Source organism: Syntrophaceae bacterium, assembly GCA_013177825.1.
Classification (GTDB): Bacteria; Desulfobacterota; Syntrophia; order Syntrophales; family PHBD01; genus PHBD01.
Genome location: JABLXX010000001.1, coordinates 884,932 through 907,555 on the forward strand (window position 1 = coordinate 884,932; position 22,624 = coordinate 907,555).

The following is a 22,624-nucleotide window of genomic DNA, read 5'->3' on the forward strand; positions in this document are numbered from 1 at the left end:
GTTATGAGCAAGCTGGTAAACGGGAGAGATCAGCAGTTTGTCCTCTTTGAACAGTTGGGGATTGAAAAACTGTTCGCCACTGAGAAATTTTCCGCTTTCTCCAAGGATGACATCATGATGATCATCAAGGAAGCGGAGAAGCTTTGTGCCAACGTTATCGAACCCACGTACAAGGAAGGGGATCACGAAGGCTGTACGTTCAAGGACGGCAAGGTCTACGTACCGAAGTGCTTTCACGAGGCCTACAAAAAATACAACGAGGGTGGCTGGCTCGCCATGATTCGTTCCCCCGAGGTTGGGGGACAGGGGCTGCCCCATACGGTGGGCAATGCATGCGCCGAGCTGATCTCGGCGGCCAATTTCGCCTTCTGGATGTATCCAGGCCTTACCAACGGCGCCGCCGCCCTGATCGATACGTTCGGGACGGAGGAGCAGAAGAACAAGTACATGTACAAGATGTACGAAGGCAAGTGGGGCGGAACGATGTGCCTAACCGAGCCCGGTGCGGGCAGCGACGTCGGTGCCCTGAAATCGACGGCCAAGCGCCTGCCCGACGGCAAGTACCTCATCACCGGGACAAAGTGCTTCATCTCCTGCGGGGATCACGACCTGACGGACAACATCATTCACCCTGTCCTGGCGCGCATCGAAGGAGATCCCCCGGGGACGGCGGGCATTTCCATCTTCATCGTGCCCAAGTACAAGGTGAACGACGACGGTTCGCTGGGCGAGTTCAATGACGTGAAAACGGGAAACATCGAACACAAGATGGGCATCAAGGGCAGCGCCACCTGTACGCTGAATTTCGGTGAAGACGGAAAGTGCATCGGCGAGCTTCTCGGCAAGGAGCGCGAGGGAATGCGGGTCATGTTCCAGATGATGAACGAGGCACGGATGGAAGTGGGCATGCAGTCCCTGGGGCACGCCACGGCAGCCTTTGAGAGCGCCCTCGCCTACACCCGGGAGCGCATCCAGATGACGCCTGTCTGGGAAATGAAGAACCCCGATGCCAAGGCCGTTCCGATCATCAAGCATCCCGACATCCGGCGGGACCTGATGTGGATGAAATCCTACGTGGAAGGGCTCCGGGCCCTGAATCTCTATGCATCCTTCTGCCTGGACATGTCCCATGTGACGGAGGGGGCGGAGTCCAAAAAGTGGTTTGGCATGCTGGAACTCCTGACCCCGATCTGCAAGGCCTTCTCCTCCGACATCGCACTGATGGTCTGCTCCAAGGCCGTCGATGCCTACGGCGGATACGGCTACTGCAGCGAATATCCCGTGGAACAGTACATGCGAGACGTTAAGATCGCGGCTATTTACGAGGGGACCAACGGGATCCAGGCCCTCGACCTGGTGGGCCGCAAGCTGGGCGCCAACAAGGGCGCAAACGTCATGAACCTGGCCGGTGAGATCATGGCGACCATCGGCAAGGCGAAGGCTTCCAAAGAATTGCAGAAGTACGCCGGCAAGCTGGAAGAGGCGGGGAACGCCCTGATCGACCTGACCATGGCCTTCGCCGGCTACGGCAAGAGCTCGAGCTTCCTGCTGCCCGTCCTGAACGCGTCCCCCTATCTGGAGATCTTCGGAGACGTGGTCCTGGGCTGGCTGCTCGTCCAGGCGGCGGTGATCGCGGATGAGAAGCTGAACGCCCTGTACGAGGCTAACGGTGCCGACAGCATCGGAAAGCAGCGCGCGCTGGTTCATACGAATCCCGAAGTGGCCTTCTACCAGGGCAAGATCGCATCGGCAAAATTCTTCTCCGTGGAAATGCTCTCGACGGTCAAGACCCGCTGCGAACTCATCAAGGAAGGGGAGAAGGTGCCCATCGAGATCGCCGACGAGTGCTTCTCGGCGTAACGATCCGCTCTACCGATTTTCACAAGGAGGAAAGACATGTCATATCAGATCAAAAAAGCCGCTGTTCTGGGAGCCGGGGTCATGGGGGCCACCATCGCCGCCCACCTGACCAATGCGGGGATCGAGTGCTGTCTGCTCGACATCGTCCCCTTCGAGCTCACTGAAGCCGATAAAAAAGCCGGTTTGACCGAGAAGAGTCCCGCCTGGCGGAACCGCTTTGCCGCCAGCGGGCTGGCCGGCGTCACGAAATCCAAGCCGGCGAGTTTCTATTCCAGGAAAAACGCCGCCATGGTCAAGGTCGGCAACTTCGAGGACAACCTGAAGTGGCTGGCCGATGTCGACTGGGTCATCGAAGTCGTCATCGAAAACCTGAAGATCAAGCAGGACCTGTTCGCAAAGGTCGAGAAGATCGTGAAGCCCGGCTGCATCGTCACAACCAACACCTCGGGTCTTCCCATCAAGGACATCACCGCCAACTTCAGCAAAAAGCTGAAAGAGCACTTCCTGGGAACCCACTTCTTCAATCCCCCCCGGTACATGAAGCTCCTGGAGGTTATCCCCGGCAAGGAGACGAAGAAGGAAGTTGTCGAGTTCATGATCAAATTCTGCGAGGAAGTGCTCGGGAAGGGCGTTGTAGTCTGCAAGGACGTCCCGAACTTCATCGGCAACCGCATCGGTGTCTTCGACATCTCCAACGCCATCGCGCTGATGGTCCAGAAGGGCCTGAAGATCGAGGAAGTGGACGCCGTCATCGGCAAGGCCGTGGGTCGCCCCGGCACAGCCGTCTTCGGAACCCTGGACCTGGTCGGTCTCGACACGGGCTACCACGTCATGAAGAACCTCTATGCCGCCGTGCCCGACGATGAGTCCCGCGAGCTCTTCATCCCCGCGGGCTTCATGGACAAGATGATGGAGAAGAAGTGGCTCGGCAACAAGACCAAGCAGGGCTTCTACAAAAAGACCAAGGACGCCAAGGGCAAGAAAGCCAAGCTGGTGCTGGACTACAGCACCCTCGATTACGTGGCGCCCACGAAACCGAAATTTGAGTCCGTCAGTGCGGCCAAGAAGGCCTCCGATCTCGGCATTGCCGAATCGATGAAGATCGTCTTCAACGGGAAAGACAAGGCTGCAGACCTGATCCGGGAATACCTCTGCAACAACTTCATTTACGCCGTGAACCGGATTCCCGAGATCGCCGACCGCGTCGTGGAGATCGACAACGCCATGAAGTGGGGCTACAACCACGCCCTCGGACCCTTCGAGACGTGGGATGCCGTAGGCGTCCGCAATGCCGTGGACGTCATGAAGAAACTCGGCAAGAAGGTGCCCAAGAAAATCGAAGACATGCTCAAGGCGGGCTGCGAGTCCTTCTACGACAAGAAGGCCGACGGCCTGTACTACTATGATTTTGCCAAGAAGGGCTACGTCAAGCTGGAGGACAACCCGAGGGTCATTCTCCTGCCCGCCCTGAAGGAGCAGAACAAGGTCGTCGCGGAGAACGCCTCCGCCAGCCTCATCGACATCGGCGACGGCGTGGCGTGCCTCGAGCTCCACACGAAGATGAACGCCGTGGACGACGGCGTGATCGAGATGATCAACAAGAGCTGCGACATCGTCGAGAAGGACTTCCTCGGCATGGTCGTCGGCAACCACGATCCCCGGGCCTTCTCGGCCGGCGCGAACATCTTCAAGGTCCTCCTGGCCATCCAGCAGGGCGACTGGGATGTCCTGGAAGCGCTGGTTGCGAATTTCCAGAACGCCAACATGAGGATGAAGTACCTCTCCAAGCCTGTTGTGACCGCCCCGGCCGGACTGGCCCTGGGCGGCGGCTGCGAGATTGCCATGCACGGCGCCCGCTGTCAGCCCTGCGGTGAGACCTACATGGGCCTCGTCGAAGTCGGCGTGGGCGTAATCCCCGCGGGCGGCGGATGCAAGGAAATCCTGGTCCGCGTTACCGAAGGTTTGCCCGACGGCGTCGTCGAAGCGGGCCTGAACCTGCAGTTCCACATGGCCAAGGCCTTCGAGAACATCGGGACGGCCAAGGTCGCCACCAGCGCCATGGAGGCCATGGAGCTGGGGTACATCCGCAAGACCGAGAACATCAGCCTCAACCGTGATCAGCAGATCTGGGATGCCAAGCAGGTCGTTCTCGGCCTGTCCAAGTTCTACAAGCCGCCGCGGCCTGCACTCATCCCCGTGATGGGCGAGAACTTCCGCGGAATGGCCAACGGCGTCCTGTACAACATGCGCCACGGCAACTACGCCTCGGACTACGACGTCCACGTCGGCCGGAAGGTGGCCTACATCCTCTCCGGCGGCGACTGCAACGAAGGGACCTACGTGACGGAGCAGGACATCCTGGATCTCGAAAAGGAAGCCTTCCTCTCCCTCTGCGGCGAGAAAAGGACCCAGGACCGGATCATGCACATGCTCTCCACGGGCAAGCCGCTCCGGAATTAGAAGCAATTTCAACAAAGACGCGGGCGTACTCGCCCGTGCATCCTAAGGAGGAATATCATGACTGATGCTGTGATTGTTGAAGCGGTCAGAAGTCCTGGTGGACGTTATAAGAGGGGCGGCCTTGCCGCAACGAGAGGGGATGAAATTGGTTTCCAGGTAATCCGGGGCCTCATGGCCCGGGTCCCCGCAGTGAAGCCGGAAGACGTGGACGACCTGATCGTCGGCTGCGCCTTTCCGGAGGCCGAGCAGGGCATGAACTACGGCCGGGTGCTCGCCATCGGTGCCGGACTGCCGATCAGCGTGTCCGGCATGACGATCAACCGCTTCTGCTCCTCGGGCGTGCAGTCCATCGCCGACGCCACGGCGAAGATCCGGGCCGGCTGGTCCGATATCATCATCGCCGGCGGCTGTGAGACCATGTCCCACATCCCCATGGGCGGCAGCATTTTCCGCCCGAACCCCGACTGGAACTTCGATGGCGGCCAGCCCAACGTGTATGTTTCCATGGGCATCACCGCGGAGAACGTGGCGGTCAGCTACAATGTCTCCCGGGAAGACATGGACAAGATGGGCGTGGAGAGCAACCGCCGGGCTTACGAGGCCATCAAGGCCGGGAAGTTCAAGGAAGAGATCATTCCCATCGAGGCCTTCAAGTACAAGAGGGACAAGAACGGGAAGCGGATCCGCGACAAGGTCGTCTTCGACACGGACGACGGCGTGAGGTGGCCCGTGAAGCTGGAGGATATGGCCAAGCTGAAGTCGCCCTTCAAGGCAGGCGGTGTCATCACGGCGGCCAATGCCTCCCAGATGACCGACGGCGCGGCGTTCTCCCTGCTCATGTCGGCCGAGAAGGCCAAGGAACTGGGGCTGAAGCCCCTGGCCAAGCTGAGTTACTTTGCCGTCGCGGGCTGCAAGGCCGAGGAGATGGGCATGGGCCCGGCCTACGCGATTCCCAAGGTCCTGAAGATGGCCGGTTTGACCACGAAGGACATCGATGTCTTCGAGGTCAACGAGGCCTTCGCCTCGCAGGCCATCGCCTGCTGCCGTCTCCTCGGGATCGAAGACCGCTACTGGGCCGGTGACATCAACCCGAACGGCGGCGCCATCGCCTTGGGGCACCCCCTGGGAGCGACGGGCGGCAAGCTGACGGCCCAGCTGCTCCACGAGATGAAGCGCCGGAAGGCGAAGAAGGGCATCGTCTCCATGTGTATCGGCGGCGGCATGGGTGCGGCTGCGATCTACGAGATGCTGTAACCGTCACCCATCGTGTTTCCAACGGAGCGTCCCCTTCGCGTGAAGGGGACGCGACCGGTGGCCTTATAAGAAAAGCCGCGGCCCCGTGCCGCGGCTTTTCTGTTTTGTCCCGGCGGCCCCTGTGTTATATCGCTGTTGTCGTCAGGGGCTGCGGGCCGGCGGCAATTCACGGACGTCCGGGAGGAATCGAATCATGAGAATCGGGTTTGTTCAGACCAAGCCGGTTTTCGGCCACGTCGAGGGGAACGTCGAGCGGGCCGTGAAGATGATCCGCCGCTGCGACGCGGACCTGATCGTCCTTCCCGAGCTGTTCAACACGGGATACCTCTTCACCTCCAAGGAGGAGGTCCGGGATCTGTCCGAGACGGTTCCGAAGGGAAGGACAACGGAGGCCCTGCGGGCGGTCGCCGCGGAGCGGAACGTCCACATCGTGGCGGGGCTGATCGAGCGATACCGGAGGAAATGCTACAACGCGGCCGTCCTGGTGTCTCCCGGCGGCTCCGTGGAGACCTACCGGAAGATCCACCTCTTCCACGAGGAGAAGCTCTGGTTCGACCCGGGCGACCGGCCCTTCGCGGTTTACGACATCGGTTCCTGCCGGGTCGGGATCATGATCTGCTTCGACTGGTTCTTTCCCGAGTCCATGCGCATCCTGGCCCTGAAAGGGGCCGACGTGGTGGCCCACTGCGCCAACCTCGTCATGCCCTTCTGCCAGGACGCCATGATCACACGCTGCCTGGAAAACCGGCTCTACGCCGTGACGGCGAACCGCGTCGGATCGGAGAAGCGGGGCGGGAAGTTCTGCCTCTACACGGGCCGCAGCCAGATCACGGGTCCCCAGGCCAATCTCCTCTATCGGGCCGGAGCCGGCGAGGAAGAGATCGGGACCGCTTCGATCGACGTGTCCGCCGTCCGGGACAAGCGCCTGAACGCCCACAACGTGCTCCTGGACGACCGGCGCATAGAGTTCTACAGCGACTTGACGGTCCCGGGCGTCCGCGTCGGAGACGCCTGAATCTTCACGTCCACGGCGCAGCATCCCCGGCCCTCCCCGTAAACCAGGACCGGGTTCATGTCGAGGTTCCGGATCTCCGGGTGATCCGCCAGGAGGCTGGAGACCGCGGCGATCAGCTTCCGCAGGGCATCCAGGTCCGCCGGCGGCTCCCCCCGGAATCCCTTCAGCAGCGCCGCTCCCCGGGTTTCCCCGATCAGGACCCCCGCCTCCTCTTCCGTGAGCGGCGCCACCCGCAGGGCCACATCCCGCAGGACCTCCGTCAGGATCCCGCCGAGGCCGAAGAGGACCAGCGGGCCGAATTCCCGGTCCTGCCTGCCCCCCACGATGACCTCCCGGCCCGGAGGTGCCATTTTCTGGACCAGCCAGGGGCCGGACATCCGTTCCACGGCCTCTTCCAGGGCCTGTTCATCCTCCAGGTTCAGCCGCACCCCGCCGGTCTCGGTCTTGTGGAGCACCGCCGGGTCGGCCGTTTTCAGGGCGACGGGGAACCCCATGCTCCGCGCCGCCTCCACGATCTCCCGGCGGTTCCCGGTGACGGCGAACGGCGGGTGGGGGATTCCGCAGGAAGCCAGGAGAGGGAAGGCCTCCTCCGGGGGCAGGAAGCGATCCGGGCCTTCCGCCGGGGAGGAGGGAACACTGAAAAAAACGGTTTCCCGGGGCTGGCGATCGATCTCCTGCCGGCGCAGGTGATCGCGGCGGGAGACTGCCAGGGCCGAGAGGGCCTGCCGGGCGTCCGAGAAGAGCGGGAGGCTGCAGGTCTGCTTCAGGGTAAAATGAAATTTCCGGCTGGCAATGACGTAGATGACCACGGGCTTGTTGTAGCGCTCCTGCAGCTCCAGGGCGGAGCGGATGAGCGCCTGCGTCTCGGGGATGTGCGCGCTGTGCAGGTAGGTCAGGCCGAAGACCACGCCGTCCACGCCGGGCTCCTGGAGCGCCTTTTCGAGCACCTGGGTGTAGAAGCGGGTATCGAAGACGTCTCCCAGGTCCAGGGGGTTCGTCATCCGGATGACCCCCGCCCGGGTTTCCCGGCGGATCGCGTCGTACACCGCATCGGAGTATTGCGCCAGGCGGAATCCGGCGCGGTGGACCGCGTCGGCCAGGACCACGCCCTGGCCGCCGGAGCGGCAGAGGACGCCAATGCGGTCGCCCGCCATGGGAGGCAGGAGAAAGGCCTTGAAGACCTCCATCATCTCGCCCAGGGTCTCCACCCGATGCATCCCCGCCTGCCGGAAGGCGGCCTCGGCGACCTCGTCGTCCCCCGCCAGCGCGGTCGTGTGGAATTTGGCGATCTCGCGGCTGGCCGGCGTCCGGTTGGCCTTGAGGACGACGATGGGCTTCCGGGCGGTCCGGGCGATCTCCAGGAGGCGGCGGCCGTCGGAGACATGCTCCAGGTAGAGGCCGATCATGCGGGTCTCCGGGTCGTCCAGGAAGAAGGAGAGGTAATCGCACTCGTTCAGGTCCAGCTTGTTGCCGATGCTGAGAACCTTGTTCATGCCGATGTTCTCCAGCGTCAGCAGGCGCATGCTGTCCATCACGACACCGCCGCTCTGGGCGACGATGGAGGCCGGTCCCTTCATGACGGCCTCCGGTTCGACCGGGAAAAAGGGCAGGATAAGACCGTTGTCCAGGTTGACCGTGCCGATGCAGTTGGGGCCCATCAGGCGCATCCCGTAGCGGCGGAGGACCTCCCGGATCCGGTCTTCCAGGCCGCTCTTCTCCTCGTCGTATTCGCTGAAGCCGGCGGCCTGGACGACGGCGAAAGACACGCCCTTCCGTCCGCAGTCCTCCAGGACCTTGAGAACCGATCGTGCCGGGATCAGGAGCACCGCCAGGTCGGGGGAGCCGTCGATCTCCTCGATGCTCCCGTGGATCGGCCGGCCGAGGTACGATCCTCCTTCCTTGCCGACCAGGTCCATCCGCCCCGGGAATCGGAAGGTCTCGAGGTTCAGCGCCGTGAACTTGGCCAGGTTGCTGGGTGAGTCGGAGACTCCGTAGATGAGGACTCGCTCCGGGTAAAACAGCCGCGACAGTGGGTGCATCGTCTCCTCCGTTTTTTTTCCTTGAAAAAAGAACCTCCTTGGATTACATACAACGCCCTCACGGGCGGTTAACTCAGTGGGAGAGTGCTACCTTCACACGGTAGAAGTCACTGGTTCAAATCCAGTACCGCCTACCATAAAAATCAAGGGGTTACGGGTCATGCCGGAACCCCTTTTTTCTTATCTGCTACCATTCGCCATCAATGGGCCATGGAACTGGATCCGGGCGATCGTCACGCCTCTCAACGCCTTGTGGATGTGTAGCCGAACCATGGTGCTATCGTTCATCTGTCCCCAGCCCCGTCTGCAACATCCGGATAACCGCCGTTCGGAAAGCGTGCCGGCTTCCCAAGCCGAATCGCCTGGACCAGGGCGGGTGAACCGTAGATGGTCCTGACGCTCTTCTTTGTCTTCGGCGAGAAGGAGCGTCCGTGATTGAAAGTTCGTCTTATGTGAATCTGTTTTCGTTCAAAGTCAACATCAGACCATCGGTAATGCACACCTTTTGTACCCGCCGCATATCAACACCGTGTTCGGCAACGATTGGTTAAAATATGTCTTGACAGACAGGAGAAGTATATTTATAGAAGCCCGAATTCATTAAAAATTTAGACAGTTTAAGGAGGGGTGGTATGAAGAGATTCGCTGTTTCCGTATTTTTGATCATGTCGCTGTGTTTTTTGGTGTCATCGGCCTTTGGCGGCAGCGCTACAAGCCCGGGCGTCACGAGCCCCGGCGTTACCAGCCCCGGCGTTACCAGTCCCGGCGTTACCAGCCCCGGCGTTACCAGCCCGTCTAACAAGACGAACTGCAATACAGCGGCCGGCTTCCGTTTTACGAAATATAACGGAAAAGAAACATGTGTCCGTTGTGATGAGAAGTCCGGCTTCCGTTATACGACGTACAATGGCAAGGACTCCTGTGTGCGTTGTGATGAGAGGTCCGGCTTCCGTTATACGAAGTTCAACGGCAAGGACTCCTGTGTGCGCTGTGATGAGAAGTCCGGCTTCCGTTATACGACGTACAATGGCAAGGACTCCTGTGTGCGTTGTGATGAGAGGTCCGGCTTCCGTTATACGAAGTTCAACGGCAAGGACTCCTGTGTGCGTTGTGATGAGAAGTCCGGTTTCCGTTATGATGGCAATAAAAGCTGTGTAAAATAAACAGGGAGACGGGACGTTTATCCCGGTTCTCCAATGTATTTCCTTTTGTTTCTTGAGGGGTTATACCCTTAACGAATTCGAGAAGAGTTATACGGTCTAAGTCACTGGTTCAAATCCAGTACTGCCTACCATGAAAATCAAGGGGTTACGGGTTATGCCGGACCCCTTCTTTTTCGTCAGGACCCCTTCCTCAGGTTGTACTTGATCATTTTCAGCTGCAGTCCCTTGCGGCTCATCCCCAGCTCCTGTGCCGCCCGGGTGACGTTGTATCCGCAGGATTCCAGAACCGAGAGAATCATCTGCCGCTCGATCTCCTCGGAATGCTCCTTGATGAGCTTTTTGATCGGCTCCCGCTGGTCCCCTCGTCCGGATAGCACGGCCTCCTGGACCGCTGCCTTCAGCTCGGGCGGGAGGTTGTCCGCGGTCAGGCTGTCCTTCGAGGCCATGAGCACGAGCCGCTCCAGGACATTTTCCATTTCCCGCACATTTCCCGGCCAGTCGTAACGGCGGAAGATCTCCAGCAGCTCCCGGTCCGCCCCCTGGACGGCCCGCTCGAACTTCCGGTTGAACTTCTGGATGAAGAAGTCGACCAGGGCGGGCATGTCCTCGCGGCGCTCCCGAAGCGGCGGGATCCAGATCGGAAAGACGTTCAGCCGGTAGTACAGGTCTTCCCGGAAGCGGCCCTCCTTCACCTCCTGCTGGAGGTTGCGGTTCGTTGCGGCGATCAGGCGGACGTCCACCTTGATCGTCCGGAGCCCTCCCACGCGCTCGAACTCCTGTTCCTGGATGACCCGCAGGATCTTGACCTGCATGTCCCGCGAGAGCTCGCCGATTTCGTCCAGGAAAAGGGTTCCCTTGTGGGCCAGCTCGAACCGCCCGGGCTTGCTCATCACGGCCCCGGTGAAGGCGCCCTTTTCATAGCCGAAGAGCTCGCTCTCCATGAGGTTTTCCGGGATGGCGGCGCAGTTGATCTTCAGGAAGGGGTTGGCCTTGCGGGGGCTGTTGAGGTGCACGGCCTGGGCGGCAAGCTCCTTTCCCGTCCCGGTTTCACCGGTGATCAGAACCGTCGTCGTCGTCGGGGCGACGCAGCGGATCGTCTCGAACAGCTCCATCATGGCCTCCCCTCGGCCGACGATGCCCCCGTGATCCATTTCGCCCGGGCCGGGAACGATCTCGCTGTCGTCGAGGGTCTTGGTCTGGATCGCCTTCCGGATGACGTTCTTGATTTCGTCCTGCTCGAAGGGCTTCGTGATGTAATCGAAGGCCCCCTTCTTGAGGGCGTCCACCGCCGTCGCAATCGTGCCGTATGCGGTGATCATGATGACGGGAAGGGCCGGCTGGTCCTGCCGGATCGCGTCGAGAAGGGCCATCCCGTCCAGCTTCGGCATTTTCAGGTCCGTGATGACCGCCGAGACCTCTTCCCTCTTGAGGACTTTCAACGCCTCGAGGCCGTCCGCGGCCAGGAGGACGTCGAGGCCTTCCTTCCGCAGCATGGCCTGCAGGACCAGCCGCATGTTCAGCTCGTCGTCTACGATGAGAATTCTGTGCATTGCAGAACCTTTCTTGTCGGGCGGCCGGCCGGGGAGCGCCCGCCTTCATGCCGCAATCGGAAACCGGCGCCCGGGAGTTCCGGACTCACGAAGGGATGCCGACCCGGATGATGAAAATGCTCCCCCTGCCCGGGAGAGACTTGGCCCGGATATGACCGCCGTGCCCCCGCATGATCCGCTGGCAGATGGCCAGCCCCAGGCCGACCCCCCGCTCCTTTGTCGTGAAGAAGGGCTTGAAGATGTTCTTCATGTCTTCCCGGCGGATCCCCGGTCCCGTGTCCCGGATCGCGATGGCCACGGTGTCTCCCTCGTCGCTCTCGATCCTGCGGGTCCGCAGCATCAGCGTGCCGCCTTCCGGCATGGCCTCGATGGCATTCATGGCGATGTTGAGAATGACCTGGACCAGCTGTTCAGGGTCGGCGTTGACCGCCGGAAGCTCGGAACGGAGGTCCGTCTGGATGGTGATCTTTTCCGACAGGATGTTGGCCCGGATGATGTCCACGGCCCGCTCTACCACGCGGTTGATGTCCTGGGGTTTCAGGTCGGGCTGGTAGGGACGGGCGAAGTTCAGGAATTGCGATACGACCCGGTTCAGCCGGTTCACTTCCTCGATGATGACGTCCACCAGCTTCCGGTTTTCGTCGGAGCTGACTTCGGAGCGGAGATACTGGGCGGCGCCCTTGATGGAGCCGAGGGGATTCCGGATCTCATGGGCGAAGACGGGGGCCATCTCCTCCAGGAGAAGGGACTTTTCCCGCTCGAGCTTTGCGTCGAAGGCGAAGAGGGACCGGAGAAGCTCCCGGCTGTCCGGGAACAGGAGCATCAAGAGTTTCCTCAGGATCTCCCGGAGTGGTTCGATGGCGATGACGATGAGAAAACTGGCCACCATCAGGTGCGTGAAAGGCGGGGTCGTTCCCCCGGCGAAAAGCCGGAGGATCGCCCAGGCCATCAGGGTGGCCGTGACTGTGATGATCGCCAGGAACAGGGTCCTGGCCATGATTTCCCTGAGTTCCGCCATCTGGGTATGAGTGACGAACATCAGGACGAAATAGAGCAGGATGGCGATGAATATGTTGGAGAGGGGCGGGAATGCTCCGTGGAGGTGCTGGAACAGGTCGGCCAGGCTCAGGAGAAATGCGGCCGTGCAGGCCAGCGTGAGGTAGAGGAACCGCTTCTTCTCCGGTCCCGCCGTGCGGCGGATGGTGAAGAGGATCAGGGCCGCCAGGCACACCAGCAGGATCCCGATGACATAAATCTCCAGGACCAGGGCGAACGAGAAGCGCTCCCGGAAGGGCGTGAAGGACGCCGCCCCGAGGGCGATGCTGACGAGCGCCGTCACGGCGGCGTCCCGCCGGCGGAGGACATGGCGGTCTTTCACAAGGTTCTGAAAGAAGGCCACCGCCAGGGGAGGGATTCCCAGAAGCCCCAGGAAAGAGGTCGTTTCCCAGAAATCGGAGGGAACGACGCTCCCGAAGAACTGCCCCCACTTGTGGAGGAAAACGGCGAAACAGAGGGCCGCAAAGGACAGAAGGATCGGCCCCCTGTCCCTCCGCAGAAGGATGGATACGCTGATGATGAGCGAAACGGCTGCCAGAGTGAATATTTCCATGGTTGCAGGAGTGCCCGCCGGGGAACCCGGCATGCAGGAGCATGATAGGGGCAAATGGGGGAAGACGTCAAGGCGGAGGACAAAAACGCCCGCTTTCGCGGGCTGCCGGAACGTCCGGTCCGTGATGATCAGCAACGATACCCTGCCATTGCCATGGGAAGGAGACGCCCGGGAGAGGCGTTTTTATTGGCAATGGCAGGGTCGTGTATGCGTTCAGGTCCTCTAGGCTCCCTCGCCCGGGATGGCGTAGCGGAAGCAGCGGTCGGCCTGGTAAAACAGGCTGAACCGTCCTATTTTCATGGGTGATACGCTTTTCGGAGCCCGGACCTTCACCTGGATCGGCATCATGCGCAGCTCCATGTCCCCGAAATAAAGGTTTTCCAGGCTGAACCAGCCATACATGACAGGGCCTTCGCTTTCGTCCGCGCCCGCGGTGTCGGCCCGCCACAGCTGTTCGAGGCCGGTGTCGACTTCCGCATAATAGAAAACGCCGTCTTTCTCCTGCCGGGACGCGGCCTCCCATTTCTCGGTTGTCATGGCCGCTGCCGCGCTCTTTGCTGTCCTTCTCTTTTTCATGGCACCCTCCTTGGGATGAATCGTTGATCGTTGAATGAAAAATCCGTTTGTCTTTTCCCGTACAGGATCCGTGCCAATGTCCCCTGCATTCCCGCTGTTTTATAACTGTCCGTATTGCCGGTGTAATCCATGTGGCTGCGTCATGGGGCCGGCCTGTCTGCCCGCCGGTGCTGCGTAATCCGTTACGCGGTGCGTAGCGGTGTGCGCAGGACGCGAACAGCCGCTGCAGGGCCATCGGAGCCGTGAAATCATTCATTTACGGCTGTCCGCTCCGCTGAAGGAACCGCAGCCGTTGAGCGTCCGGCGGAAGAAGAAAGAAAGACAGGGAGACCCTTTGCTTCCGTCCTGCGGATTTCCTGCCGGATATTTCCATTGTGAGAACGGTCTGTTCATTGCCCTCGATGGGAGGAGCGAGTCCGACTGGCACGGATGGTGCTTTGAGGGCGGTCAAATCCATTCGGATGGAGGTTGCAGAAATGCGAAAACCGTGCATCGCCGTCGTATTTCCCGGGCAGGGATGCCAGCGGCCCGGAATGGGCCGGGACTTTCATGAGGCCTTTGCCGTCAGCCGCCAGGCTTACGAAGAGGCGTCGGATACCCTGGGGTGGGATGTGGCGGCCCTGTGCTTTGCCGATGACGAACGGATTCACAGGACGGAGTTCACACAGCCTTGCATCCTCACAACGGAGATGGCCATGTTCCGGGCCTTCCGGGAGCTGACGGGCCTGGACCCCGCTCTGTTTGCGGGCCACAGCCTGGGCGAATTCACGGCTCTCGTTGCGGCGGGCGTGCTCTCGCTGTCCGACGCCGTCCGGATCGTCCGGGAGCGGGGGCGGCTGATGCAGGAGGCCGTGCCGGAGGGCGGTGCCATGGTGGCCGTGATTGCGGGCTCCCTGGATCCCGAAGCCGTCCGCCGGGACCTGGAAGGGCTTCCGGTGGACGTGGCGAACGTGAACTCTCCCCGGCAGATCGTTCTCAGCGGACTGAGGGAAGGGGTCGAGGAAGCCGTCGCCCGCCTCCGGAACTCGCTGGACGGCGGCGAGGGGTGCCGGTTCGTCCCCCTGACGGTGAGCGCTCCCTTTCACAGCCGGTTCATGAGATCGGCGGAGGCCCCTCTCGAGGGTACCCTGCGGGAGATAAGGCCCCGGATGGATCCGGAAGCGGCGCCGCGCGTGGCTTCGAACGTCTGCGGCGGCTTTCACGAGCCCTGCGGTGAAGCCGTGATCCGGAGCCTTGTGCGGCAGGTGAGCGGGACGGTCCGGTGGGTCGAGAACATGCAGGCGGTGGCGTCTCGTGCGGACTCGATTTTCGAGATCGGGCCGGGGAGGCCGCTGCGCGACTTTTTCCGGGCTCTGGATGTCGACTGCACGTCCGTTCCCACCCTGTCTGCGGCCCGGAGGCTCTGCAGTGCGGAGGAGGGCGCCTCCCGCCTTCAGCACGTCGCGATGTCATAAAGCCGGGCAACCGGAAGAACAGAAATCATGAAGGAGAAACATGGACTTCAACCTTGACGACCGCCAGCAGATGCTCGTGGAATCCGTCCGCCGCTTCGTCCGGAGCGAGATCCTTCCGGGGATCCTCGAGAGGGAGCGAAAGGACGCCTTCCCCTGGGACATCATCCGCAAAATCTGGAACATGGGCATCATGAACCTGACCGTTCCCCCGTCCGTCGGGGGAAACGGCGTGGACATCCTCACAAGCGCCCTTATCATCCGCGAGCTTGCCTGCGGCGACGCGGGCATCGCAACGTCGGCCATGTGCAATGACCTGGCCAATGCCGTCATCGCCTTTCACGGGAACCCAGAGCAGCAGGAGTGCTTCCTCGGGCCCTTCGTCGAGGCGCCCCTGCTTGCGTCCTTCTGCCTGACGGAGCCCGGCGCCGGGTCGGACAACTCGGCCATGACGACATTCATCCGGAAGGAAGAAAGTGGCAACTACCGCCTCAACGGTACCAAGTGCTTCATCACCAACGCCTCCTTCGCCTCCCAGTTCACGGTCTTCTGCAAACTGGAAAAACCGTCGGGGCGGTTCCTGTCGTGCGTGATCGTTCCGGTCCCGGAGGCGCCGGGGGAAGGGGGCGGCAAGGCGCCGGAGCAGCGGGTGATCAACCTTCCGGGAGGCGGCCGCCTCACCGTCGGCAAGCCCGAGGACAAGCTGGGGATCCGCCTGTCCAACACCGCTTCCGTGACCTTCGAGGACGTGATCGTCCGGCCGGACCAGGTCATCGGGGACCGGAGGCTCGGTTTTTCCTATATCGTCGACGTCCTCGACTACGCCCGGCCGATGGTGGCCGCCATCGCCCTCGGCACGGCGCGTCGCGCCCTCGATCTGACCCTGGTTTACACGCGGGAGCGCAAGCAGTTCGGAAGCCGCATCTGCGACCTCCCCGTGGCCCGGGAGACCCTGGTGGCCATGTGGAAGAAGACGGAGCTGGCGGAGCTGGCCCTCCTGAAGGCGGCCGCAAAAATCCAGGAGCAGGCGTCCGACCGGGGTCTCTACGCCTCCCTGGCGAAGAACACGGCGGCGGAGGCAGCCCTGTACTGCTCCGCGGAGGGGCTGCACCTGCACGGAGGATACGGGTTCACGAACGAGTACGAGATCGCCAAGCTCGCCCGGGACGCCCATATCCTCGACATCTACGAGGGCGTCCGGGAGGTGCAGCACATGATCATGGGCCGGGAGATCGTCTGATGGCTCTGTATCTGCACGGCCTCGGGCACTATCACCCGGAGAACGAGATCACCAACCGGTTCCTGGAGGAGCTGGACATCGGCACCACGGAGGATTGGATCCTGGAGCGGGTAGGGATCCGCTCCAGGCGCACGATCCTGCCGCTGGACTACATCCGCGACACGAAGAACCGGGACATCCGGGAGGCCTACGATGCCAGCCCGCACGGAAACGCCTGGACGGGGGCCCTGGCGGCCCGGATGGCCATCGAACGGGCCGGGATCGCTCCCGGGGACATCGGTCTGGTCATCTCCGGCGGCTCCGCCCCAGACAGCTTGACCCCGGCGGAGGCGGCAACCATTGCCGGCGAGCTGGGGATCGACGCCACCTGCTTCGACCTCAACTCGGCCTGCACAAGCTTCGGCATGCAGGTGGCCTTTGTCTCCCGCATGAACCCGGAGCATCTTCCCGACTTCATCCTCCTGGTCAACCCGGAGAACCTGACGCGCTCCATCGACTACTCGGACCGGGCGTCGGCCGTGCTCTTCGGCGACGGGAGCTCCGCTGCCGTGCTTTCTGCCGCTGTTCCGTCAGGGATTGCCATCTCAAGCTGCGAAGCATCCTCGAAGCCGTCAGCCTGTGAAAAGGTGTCGATTCGCCGCACGGGCTACTTTACGCAGGACGGGAACGCCGTCCAGGGATTCGCCATCCGCAGGACCACGGAGTCCCTCCAGGGCCTCCGCCGGGACGGAGCAGATAACGGCGGCCGTCTGCTCTTCATCGGCCACCAGGCCAACCTGGGGATGCTGCAGACCGTCTGCGCCCGGGCGGGCATCGGGGAAGCCGGTCACTGGCACAACGTCGAGCATTTCGGGAACACCGGCGCCGCCGGGGCACCGTCCGTTCTCAGCCAGCGCTGGAACGACCTCCGGCCGGGGGACCGGGTGGCCATGGCACTGGTCGGCGCCGGCCTGAGCTGGACCTCCATGGAGCTGAACGTGAGGAAGACCGTATGACCTACAGGGAATTCATGGAGTGCGGCCGGTTCGATCTGGAGCATCTGCTGGCTTTTTCCCACGGAAACCTGGTGGAGGACCCGCCGGCGGGATTCGACGCCCGCCTCCCGGCGCCACCGTTCCTTATGATGGACCGCATTCTTTCCATCACCTCGGGCGGCCGCGGGGGACGCATCGTGGCGGAGCAGGACATCCGCCCGGATGCCTGGTACTTCCAGTGCCACTTCCGGAACGACCCGGTACAGCCGGGCTGCCTTGGCGTGGATGCAATCTGGCAGCTCCTGGGATTCTTCTGCGTCTGGCGGGGCGGTCTGGGGTCCGGCCGGGCCCTGGGTTGCGGGGAGATTGACTTCAGCGGCCAGATCCGTCCTTACAGCCGCCTGGTCCGCTACGAGATTGACGTGAAACGCTTCTCCCGGCTCAGGGAGTCGGAGGCGAGCATCGTGATCGGGGACGGCACCGTCTTCGTGGATGGGGAGCCGGTGGCCCGGGTCGCCGGCGCGCGGACGGGACTGTTCCGGGACATCGCCTATCGGGATTATCCGCACCGTTCCGCCCGCTCGGCGGGAGGCGCAGCCAAAGGAGGCGCATTATGAACATGAACGGCAAGCCGGTGGCCATCGTCACCGGGGGCGGGACGGGCATCGGAGCGGCCTGCTGCCGGGCTCTGGCCGCCGACGGATTCTGCGTGGGCGTCCACTACCGCAGCAGCATTTCCCCGGCGATGCAGCTCCTCGAGGAGATGGGGGACGGATTTCTCCTCCACGCCGACCTGGCCGACCCGGAGCAGGTGGAGGCCATGGTCCAGAAAATCAAGGAGATCGCGGGGAAAGTGGACGTCCTGGTGAACAACGCCGGTGTTTCCATCAATGCCCCGATCCACGGGATGAAACTCGACCAGTTCGACGCCCAGCGGTCCCTGATGCGGGGGATCTGGTACTTCACCAAGCGGGTGATCCGCCTGTTCATGCTGCGGGGCGGCGGCGGACGCATCGTCAACGTCTCCAGCGTCGTCGGCTCCACGGGGAACGCCGGCCAGATCGCCTACTGCATGGAAAAGGCCGCCATGGACGCGTTCACGCGCTCCCTGGCGAAGGAGTGCTCCGGGAGAAATATCCTGGTCAACTCCGTGGCCCCCGGATTCATCGAGACGGACATGACCGCCGGCCTCCCGGAGGAAATCCGGGCGAAGATCCTGGCGGACATCCCCCTGGAACGGATGGGACGTCCCGAGGAGGTCGCCGAGGTCGTCTCGTTTCTGTCCCGGAGGGGGTCCTACGTGACCGGTTCGGTGATTCACGTCAACGGGGGGCTCTATGGCGGCTGATGCGCTCCTCCGGACGCGGGTGCTGGAGGCGGTGCCGCACCGCCCGCCGTTCCGCTTCATCGACAACATCCATGAGCTGGACGAGAACCGGATCGTGGGCTCGTACCGCTTCCGGACCGACGAATCCTTCTACGCGGGGCATTTCCCGGGCCGGCCGGTCACGCCCGGCGTGATCCTCGTGGAAGCCATGGCCCAGGTGGGAGTGGTCGCCCTCGGGCTCTACCTGGCCATGCTCGACGGCCGGGAGGGCGCCGGGTCTCTGACGACCCTCTTCACCCTGGTGGAGGGCGTGGAATTCAAGGGAATGGTACGGCCCGGGGAACGGGTTGTGACGGTGGGACAGAAAATCTACTTCCGCAGGGGGACCCTGAAGTCCAGGGTCGCCATGACCCGCGAGGACGGGGAGGAAGTATGCTCCGGCGTGCTGGCCGGAATGGGGGTGGTGCTTCATGAAGCGTAGGGTGGTTGTTACGGGGATCGGGGTGGCCGCACCCAACGGCCACGGGCTCCCCGCCTTTGAAAAGGCGCTCCGGGACGGAATCTCGGGCATCCGGTTCATCCCGGAGCTGAAGGAGCTGAACTTCGCCTGCCAGGTGGGCGGGGTCCCGCAGGATTTCGACCGGATCCGGAAGAGTTACTTCGATTTCGAAAAGCTGATGTCGATGAACGACAACATCGGCTATGCCTCGGTCACGGCCGTGGACGCCTGGCGCGATGCCGGCTTCGAGCTGCCCGAGTCGGGGGACGACCGGGTGGACTGGGACACCGGGGCGATCGTGGGCTGCGGGATCGGCGGCATGGACACGATCGCCCGGAGCGTCGTTCCCATGGTCAACGAGGGAAAGGTGCGGCGGCTGGGAAGCCGGATCGTGGAGCAGGTGATGAACAGCGGCACCAGCGCGCGGATCGCGGGCCTGCTGGCCCTGGGGAACCAGGTGACGTCCAACTCGTCGGCCTGCAGCACGGGGAACGAGGCGATCATCGAGGCCGTCCAGCGCATCCGTGCGGGGCTCGCGAAGCGGATGCTGGCGGGGGGATCCGAGGGGGCCTCGCCTTACATCTGGGCGGGCTTCGACGCCATGCGGGTCATCTGCCGGAAGTTTAACGAGACACCCGGGGCGGCGTCCCGGCCCATGAGCGGATCCGCAGCGGGTTTTGTCCCCGGCTCCGGGGGGGCGATCCTGGTCCTGGAGGATCTGGACACGGCCCGGGAGCGGGGGGTGCGGATCTATGCGGAGATCCTGGGTGGTGCCGTCAACTGCGGGGGCCAGCGCATGGGGGGCAGCATGACCGCCCCCAATCCCGAGGGCGTCCGGAACTGCATCCGGATGGCCGTCCGGGACGCGGGCATCCACCCGGAGAAGATCGACGCCATCAACGGCCACCTGACGGCCACCTACGCGGACCCCGTGGAGGTGGGCAACTGGTCCGAGGCGCTCGGCCGGGGGCCGGGGGACTTCCCCTGGATCCAGTCCACGAAGTCCATGATCGGCCACTGCCTCGGAGCGGCGGGGGCCATCGAGTGCGCTGCCGTGGCGCTCCAGCTCAAAAACGGGTTTCTGCACCCGTCCCTGAATTGCGAGGACGTTCATCCCGGCATCGAGGCCTACGGGCACCGGATTCCCCGGGAGTGTGTCGAAGATGCGGATCTCAAGATCTTCGCCAAGGCCGGGTTCGGCTTCGGCGATGTGAACAGCTGTCTGATATTCAGAAAATGGGAGGAAAACGGAAGTCATGAGTGAACAGGAAATTTTTGCAAAGATGATCGAGATTCTCAGACCCTATGTGAAGGATGCGTCGCTCCTCGACGGTGCGACCGCGGCAACCCATATCCTGGACGATCTTAAGGTCAACTCGGCCCGGCTCGTGGACGTCATCATCGGCTGCGAGGACGCCTTCGGGATCACCATCGAGGACGACGAGGCGGACGGCATCCGGACCATCGGCGACGCGGTGTCGCTGATCCTGAAGAAAGCGGAATGAAAGGCGGCACACATACTTTCGAGGTGTGCCTGGAGAGGCAGGAGACCCGGGGCCGTCTGGCTTCCGTCGTCATGGTTCCCCTGTTTTTCCTCGGCATGCGTCTTCTCCGCTACCGGATCCGGGGTCTGCGGGAGATCCGGCGACGCTGGTCCGAGCTGCGGGGGGAGCATCCGGGGCCGTGGCTCCTCTGCGCCAATCACCTGACCCTCATCGACTCCCTGGTCGTGTCGTACGCCCTGTTCTCCCTGGCCGACCATGTCGGCCGGTTTCGGGCCATTCCCTGGAATCTGCCCGAAGAGCGGAATTTCGGGCATTCGCGGCTCCTGGCGGTTCTCTGCTATCTCGCCAAGTGCATCCCCGTGCAGCGCGGCGGCGACCGGGGAGATGTGCGGGCCGTGCTGGAGAAGTGCCTCTGTCTTCTTCGGGGAGGACGGAGCATCCTGATCTTTCCGGAGGGCGGACGGTCCAGGAGCGGCCGGGTGGAGCCGGCCCGGGTTTCCTACGGGGTCGGCAGGCTCCTCGCGGAGTCCGCGGAAACCCGCGTTCTCTGCCTGTATGTCCGGGGCGATGGGCAGGATTCCTGGAGCGATTATCCCCGCTTCGGGGAGCGCTTCACGGTGCGCATGGAAGTCCTGAGTCCCCGGGTGGAGGGGGAGGGGCTGCGCCGCCAGCGGGCCTTTGCCCGGCAGATCATCGAAACCCTTGCCCGGATGGAGGAGGACGCGCTTGGGGTACGTGGGGAACGACATCGTCGATATGAGGGATCCGGCGAATCGGGGAAAGAGCCGGGATGTGCGCTTCCAGGAGAAGGTCTTCCATCGGGAAGAACAGGAATTCGTTCGTTCGTCCGCTGATCCCGACGGCGCCCTGTGGGCGCTCTGGGCGGTGAAGGAAGCCGCCTGGAAGGCCGCGGTGAAGGCGGCCCCGGAAGATCGTCGGGGATGGAAGGGGATCCGGATCCGGCCGGATCGGGAAAGCCTGCAGTCCGTTGGAGGGGGGACGGATTGCCGGATGCTTCCGGAAGAGGACGGATCGCACGGCTCTCCCTGGGAAATCGCAATTGCCGGCGTTGCGGAAACCTTCGCCGGGCCGGTGTCTTTTGAAGTCAGACATCTGGGCGACTGCATTCATGCCATCGGTTTCCTCGGGCCGTCCGGCCCGTCCGAAAGGATCATCTGGCAGGCCGGGTCCGTCCCGGAAAGCAGGCCGGATTCATGTTCCGCCCGCAGCGGTATCTTTCGCTACCTGAATACTATACAGGACCAGAAAGACGGCGAGGCGGTCATCCGCCGGGACAAGGGTCCGCGGGGACTTCTACCGCCTCGCCTGTTCATCCGGGGCAAGCCATCCCACATCGATATCAGCTTGAGCCATGATGGGAGATTTACGGCCTGGGCGCTTCTGACGGTCCCCGCGCACGGTTTGCGGGTTGAAGGATCGTCGGGCAGCGGACTGCCGTTCGCTTCACGATGACCTCTTCCCCGTCGCCGCCGGTCGTGCTATAGAGGCCGCGGAGGTTCAGCCATGGTCCTTAAAAGTCAGATATCCCGCATCAGCATCGCCCTGGCGATCCTGATGCTCATTCCTTCTCTCATCGTGACGTCCCCGTCACTGCGATTCGTTTTGTCCGCTCTTGTTGCCGTGCTGTCGGTCCTGCCGGTGATCTGCGGGCCCATGCGCTACCGGCTGGTGGGAATCATAGCCGTCGCGGCGGGGATCGGGTTGGCGTTGCCGCTCTATCCCGCCTTCAAGGGCGACCCCTACTACGTCAAGGCAAAGGTCGTCCAGGCGGCCGCTTTCGGCATGGAAGTGGCGCGGGCGGCGGACAAGGTGGCCGTGGAGTACAACCGTACCCCCCTGAGTCTCCGCGAACTGGGCCTCGATCTGCCCAAAGGCGCAGTGGCGGACGTGAGTTTTCCGAAGGATGGCACCATTCTGCTTGTCCTGGAGGTGCCGACTCTGTCGGGCTCGATTCTGCAGTACACTCCCACCGGAACACCCGGTGCGAGACAGTGGCGCTGCTCGAGCCAGGCGATCCCCCCTGCGCTCCTTCCGGTACAATGCCGGGAAAGCGTGAATGCCCGTCCCTGACCGGCTGCCCG

Annotated in this window: 19 protein-coding genes, 1 tRNA gene and 1 pseudogene; 16 read left to right on the forward strand and 5 right to left on the reverse strand. The window is 62.8% G+C overall.

What is annotated here, in order from left to right; all coding sequences use genetic code 11:
- Positions 1-3: 3 nt before the first annotated feature.
- The 4 genes from HPY65_04005 to HPY65_04020 all read left to right on the forward strand — a co-directional run bounded on the left by HPY65_04005 (position 4) and on the right by HPY65_04020 (position 6,589).
- A complete protein-coding gene (locus HPY65_04005; GenBank protein NPU83632.1) occupies positions 4-1,860 on the forward strand; it encodes an acyl-CoA dehydrogenase in 1,857 nt (618 codons plus the stop codon).
- A 36-nt stretch (positions 1,861-1,896) separates the two neighbouring features.
- Positions 1,897-4,320, forward strand: coding sequence for a 3-hydroxyacyl-CoA dehydrogenase (locus tag HPY65_04010; GenBank protein NPU83633.1), 2,424 nt, complete (start codon positions 1,897-1,899; stop codon positions 4,318-4,320).
- 57 nt (positions 4,321-4,377) lie between these two features.
- Positions 4,378-5,574 carry a thiolase family protein gene (locus tag HPY65_04015; GenBank protein NPU83634.1) on the forward strand — a complete coding sequence of 399 codons (1,197 nt, stop codon included), beginning with the start codon at positions 4,378-4,380 and terminating at the stop codon, positions 5,572-5,574.
- 190 nt (positions 5,575-5,764) lie between these two features.
- Positions 5,765-6,589, forward strand: coding sequence for an acyltransferase (locus HPY65_04020; protein NPU83635.1), 825 nt, complete (start codon positions 5,765-5,767; stop codon positions 6,587-6,589).
- Here the strand turns inward: HPY65_04020 and HPY65_04025 are convergent.
- Positions 6,544-8,628, reverse strand: coding sequence for a hypothetical protein (locus HPY65_04025; GenBank protein ID NPU83636.1), 2,085 nt, complete (start codon positions 8,626-8,628; stop codon positions 6,544-6,546). The genes HPY65_04020 and HPY65_04025 overlap by 46 nt on opposite strands.
- A 62-nt stretch (positions 8,629-8,690) precedes the next feature.
- Between HPY65_04025 and HPY65_04030 the strand changes: the two genes are divergently transcribed.
- Positions 8,691-8,765 (forward strand) — tRNA-Val (locus HPY65_04030).
- Between the two features lie 575 nt (positions 8,766-9,340).
- Here HPY65_04030 and HPY65_04035 read toward each other — a convergent pair.
- The 4 genes and pseudogenes from HPY65_04035 to HPY65_04050 all read right to left on the reverse strand — a co-directional run bounded on the left by HPY65_04035 (position 9,341) and on the right by HPY65_04050 (position 13,526).
- A pseudogene (locus tag HPY65_04035) lies at positions 9,341-9,421 on the reverse strand (hypothetical protein).
- 546 nt (positions 9,422-9,967) lie between these two features.
- A complete protein-coding gene (locus HPY65_04040) occupies positions 9,968-11,341 on the reverse strand; it encodes a sigma-54-dependent Fis family transcriptional regulator (GenBank protein ID NPU83637.1) in 1,374 nt (457 codons plus the stop codon).
- A gap of 85 nt (positions 11,342-11,426) precedes the next feature.
- Positions 11,427-12,950: a hypothetical protein gene (locus HPY65_04045; protein NPU83638.1), complete on the reverse strand. Its 1,524-nt coding sequence runs from the start codon at positions 12,948-12,950 to the stop codon at positions 11,427-11,429.
- A gap of 222 nt (positions 12,951-13,172) precedes the next feature.
- On the reverse strand, positions 13,173-13,526 hold the full coding sequence (locus tag HPY65_04050; protein NPU83639.1) for a hypothetical protein: 354 nt from the start codon (positions 13,524-13,526) through the stop codon (positions 13,173-13,175).
- Between the two features lie 476 nt (positions 13,527-14,002).
- On the opposite strand from HPY65_04050, the gene HPY65_04055 reads away from it, so the two are divergent.
- The 11 genes from HPY65_04055 to HPY65_04105 are packed head-to-tail and all read left to right on the forward strand — an operon-like array spanning position 14,003 to position 22,613.
- Positions 14,003-14,980 carry an ACP S-malonyltransferase gene (locus HPY65_04055; GenBank protein ID NPU83640.1) on the forward strand — a complete coding sequence of 326 codons (978 nt, stop codon included), beginning with the start codon at positions 14,003-14,005 and terminating at the stop codon, positions 14,978-14,980.
- A 40-nt stretch (positions 14,981-15,020) separates the two neighbouring features.
- Positions 15,021-16,217: a hypothetical protein gene (locus HPY65_04060; protein ID NPU83641.1), complete on the forward strand. Its 1,197-nt coding sequence runs from the start codon at positions 15,021-15,023 to the stop codon at positions 16,215-16,217.
- Positions 16,218-16,222: 5 nt separating this feature from the next.
- Positions 16,223-17,212, forward strand: a complete 990-nt coding sequence (locus HPY65_04065; GenBank protein ID NPU83642.1) for a ketoacyl-ACP synthase III — start codon at positions 16,223-16,225, stop codon at positions 17,210-17,212.
- Positions 17,209-17,808 carry a bifunctional 3-hydroxydecanoyl-ACP dehydratase/trans-2-decenoyl-ACP isomerase gene (gene fabA, locus HPY65_04070; protein NPU83643.1) on the forward strand — a complete coding sequence of 200 codons (600 nt, stop codon included), beginning with the start codon at positions 17,209-17,211 and terminating at the stop codon, positions 17,806-17,808. The genes HPY65_04065 and fabA overlap by 4 nt, the downstream gene beginning before the upstream one ends.
- Positions 17,805-18,539: a 3-oxoacyl-ACP reductase FabG gene (locus HPY65_04075; GenBank protein ID NPU83644.1), complete on the forward strand. Its 735-nt coding sequence runs from the start codon at positions 17,805-17,807 to the stop codon at positions 18,537-18,539. The genes fabA and HPY65_04075 overlap by 4 nt, the downstream gene beginning before the upstream one ends.
- Positions 18,529-18,999, forward strand: coding sequence for a beta-hydroxyacyl-ACP dehydratase (locus HPY65_04080; protein ID NPU83645.1), 471 nt, complete (start codon positions 18,529-18,531; stop codon positions 18,997-18,999). Before HPY65_04075 ends, HPY65_04080 begins: the two co-directional genes overlap by 11 nt.
- Positions 18,989-20,281: a beta-ketoacyl-[acyl-carrier-protein] synthase family protein gene (locus HPY65_04085; GenBank protein NPU83646.1), complete on the forward strand. Its 1,293-nt coding sequence runs from the start codon at positions 18,989-18,991 to the stop codon at positions 20,279-20,281. Before HPY65_04080 ends, HPY65_04085 begins: the two co-directional genes overlap by 11 nt.
- Entirely contained in the window at positions 20,274-20,522 is a 249-nt protein-coding gene (locus tag HPY65_04090) for an acyl carrier protein (GenBank protein NPU83647.1), read from the forward strand. Before HPY65_04085 ends, HPY65_04090 begins: the two co-directional genes overlap by 8 nt.
- Entirely contained in the window at positions 20,519-21,376 is an 858-nt protein-coding gene (locus tag HPY65_04095; protein NPU83648.1) for a 1-acyl-sn-glycerol-3-phosphate acyltransferase, read from the forward strand. Before HPY65_04090 ends, HPY65_04095 begins: the two co-directional genes overlap by 4 nt.
- Entirely contained in the window at positions 21,279-21,995 is a 717-nt protein-coding gene (locus HPY65_04100) for a 4'-phosphopantetheinyl transferase superfamily protein (protein NPU83649.1), read from the forward strand. Before HPY65_04095 ends, HPY65_04100 begins: the two co-directional genes overlap by 98 nt.
- Before the next feature lie 51 nt (positions 21,996-22,046).
- Positions 22,047-22,613 carry a hypothetical protein gene (locus HPY65_04105; protein ID NPU83650.1) on the forward strand — a complete coding sequence of 189 codons (567 nt, stop codon included), beginning with the start codon at positions 22,047-22,049 and terminating at the stop codon, positions 22,611-22,613.
- Positions 22,614-22,624: the final 11 nt, after the last annotated feature.

Bases quoted from the DNA above. Each gene is read 5' to 3' on its own strand.
- HPY65_04010 (NPU83633.1), top strand. From the start codon at position 1,897: ATGTCATATCAGATCAAAAAAGCCGCTGTTCTGGGAGCCGGGGTCATG.
- HPY65_04045 (NPU83638.1), bottom strand. From the start codon at position 12,950: ATGGAAATATTCACTCTGGCAGCCGTTTCGCTCATCATCAGCGTATCC.
- HPY65_04085 (NPU83646.1), top strand. From the start codon at position 18,989: ATGAAGCGTAGGGTGGTTGTTACGGGGATCGGGGTGGCCGCACCCAAC.
- HPY65_04005 (NPU83632.1), top strand. From the start codon at position 4: ATGAGCAAGCTGGTAAACGGGAGAGATCAGCAGTTTGTCCTCTTTGAA.
- HPY65_04055 (NPU83640.1), top strand. From the start codon at position 14,003: ATGCGAAAACCGTGCATCGCCGTCGTATTTCCCGGGCAGGGATGCCAG.
- HPY65_04050 (NPU83639.1), bottom strand. From the start codon at position 13,526: ATGAAAAAGAGAAGGACAGCAAAGAGCGCGGCAGCGGCCATGACAACC.
- HPY65_04080 (NPU83645.1), top strand. From the start codon at position 18,529: ATGGCGGCTGATGCGCTCCTCCGGACGCGGGTGCTGGAGGCGGTGCCG.
- HPY65_04100 (NPU83649.1), top strand. From the start codon at position 21,279: ATGAGGGATCCGGCGAATCGGGGAAAGAGCCGGGATGTGCGCTTCCAG.
- HPY65_04060 (NPU83641.1), top strand. From the start codon at position 15,021: ATGGACTTCAACCTTGACGACCGCCAGCAGATGCTCGTGGAATCCGTC.
- HPY65_04025 (NPU83636.1), bottom strand. From the start codon at position 8,628: ATGCACCCACTGTCGCGGCTGTTTTACCCGGAGCGAGTCCTCATCTAC.
- fabA (NPU83643.1), top strand. From the start codon at position 17,209: ATGACCTACAGGGAATTCATGGAGTGCGGCCGGTTCGATCTGGAGCAT.
- HPY65_04040 (NPU83637.1), bottom strand. From the start codon at position 11,341: ATGCACAGAATTCTCATCGTAGACGACGAGCTGAACATGCGGCTGGTC.
- HPY65_04015 (NPU83634.1), top strand. From the start codon at position 4,378: ATGACTGATGCTGTGATTGTTGAAGCGGTCAGAAGTCCTGGTGGACGT.
- HPY65_04075 (NPU83644.1), top strand. From the start codon at position 17,805: ATGAACATGAACGGCAAGCCGGTGGCCATCGTCACCGGGGGCGGGACG.
- HPY65_04095 (NPU83648.1), top strand. From the start codon at position 20,519: ATGAAAGGCGGCACACATACTTTCGAGGTGTGCCTGGAGAGGCAGGAG.
- HPY65_04105 (NPU83650.1), top strand. From the start codon at position 22,047: ATGGTCCTTAAAAGTCAGATATCCCGCATCAGCATCGCCCTGGCGATC.
- HPY65_04090 (NPU83647.1), top strand. From the start codon at position 20,274: ATGAGTGAACAGGAAATTTTTGCAAAGATGATCGAGATTCTCAGACCC.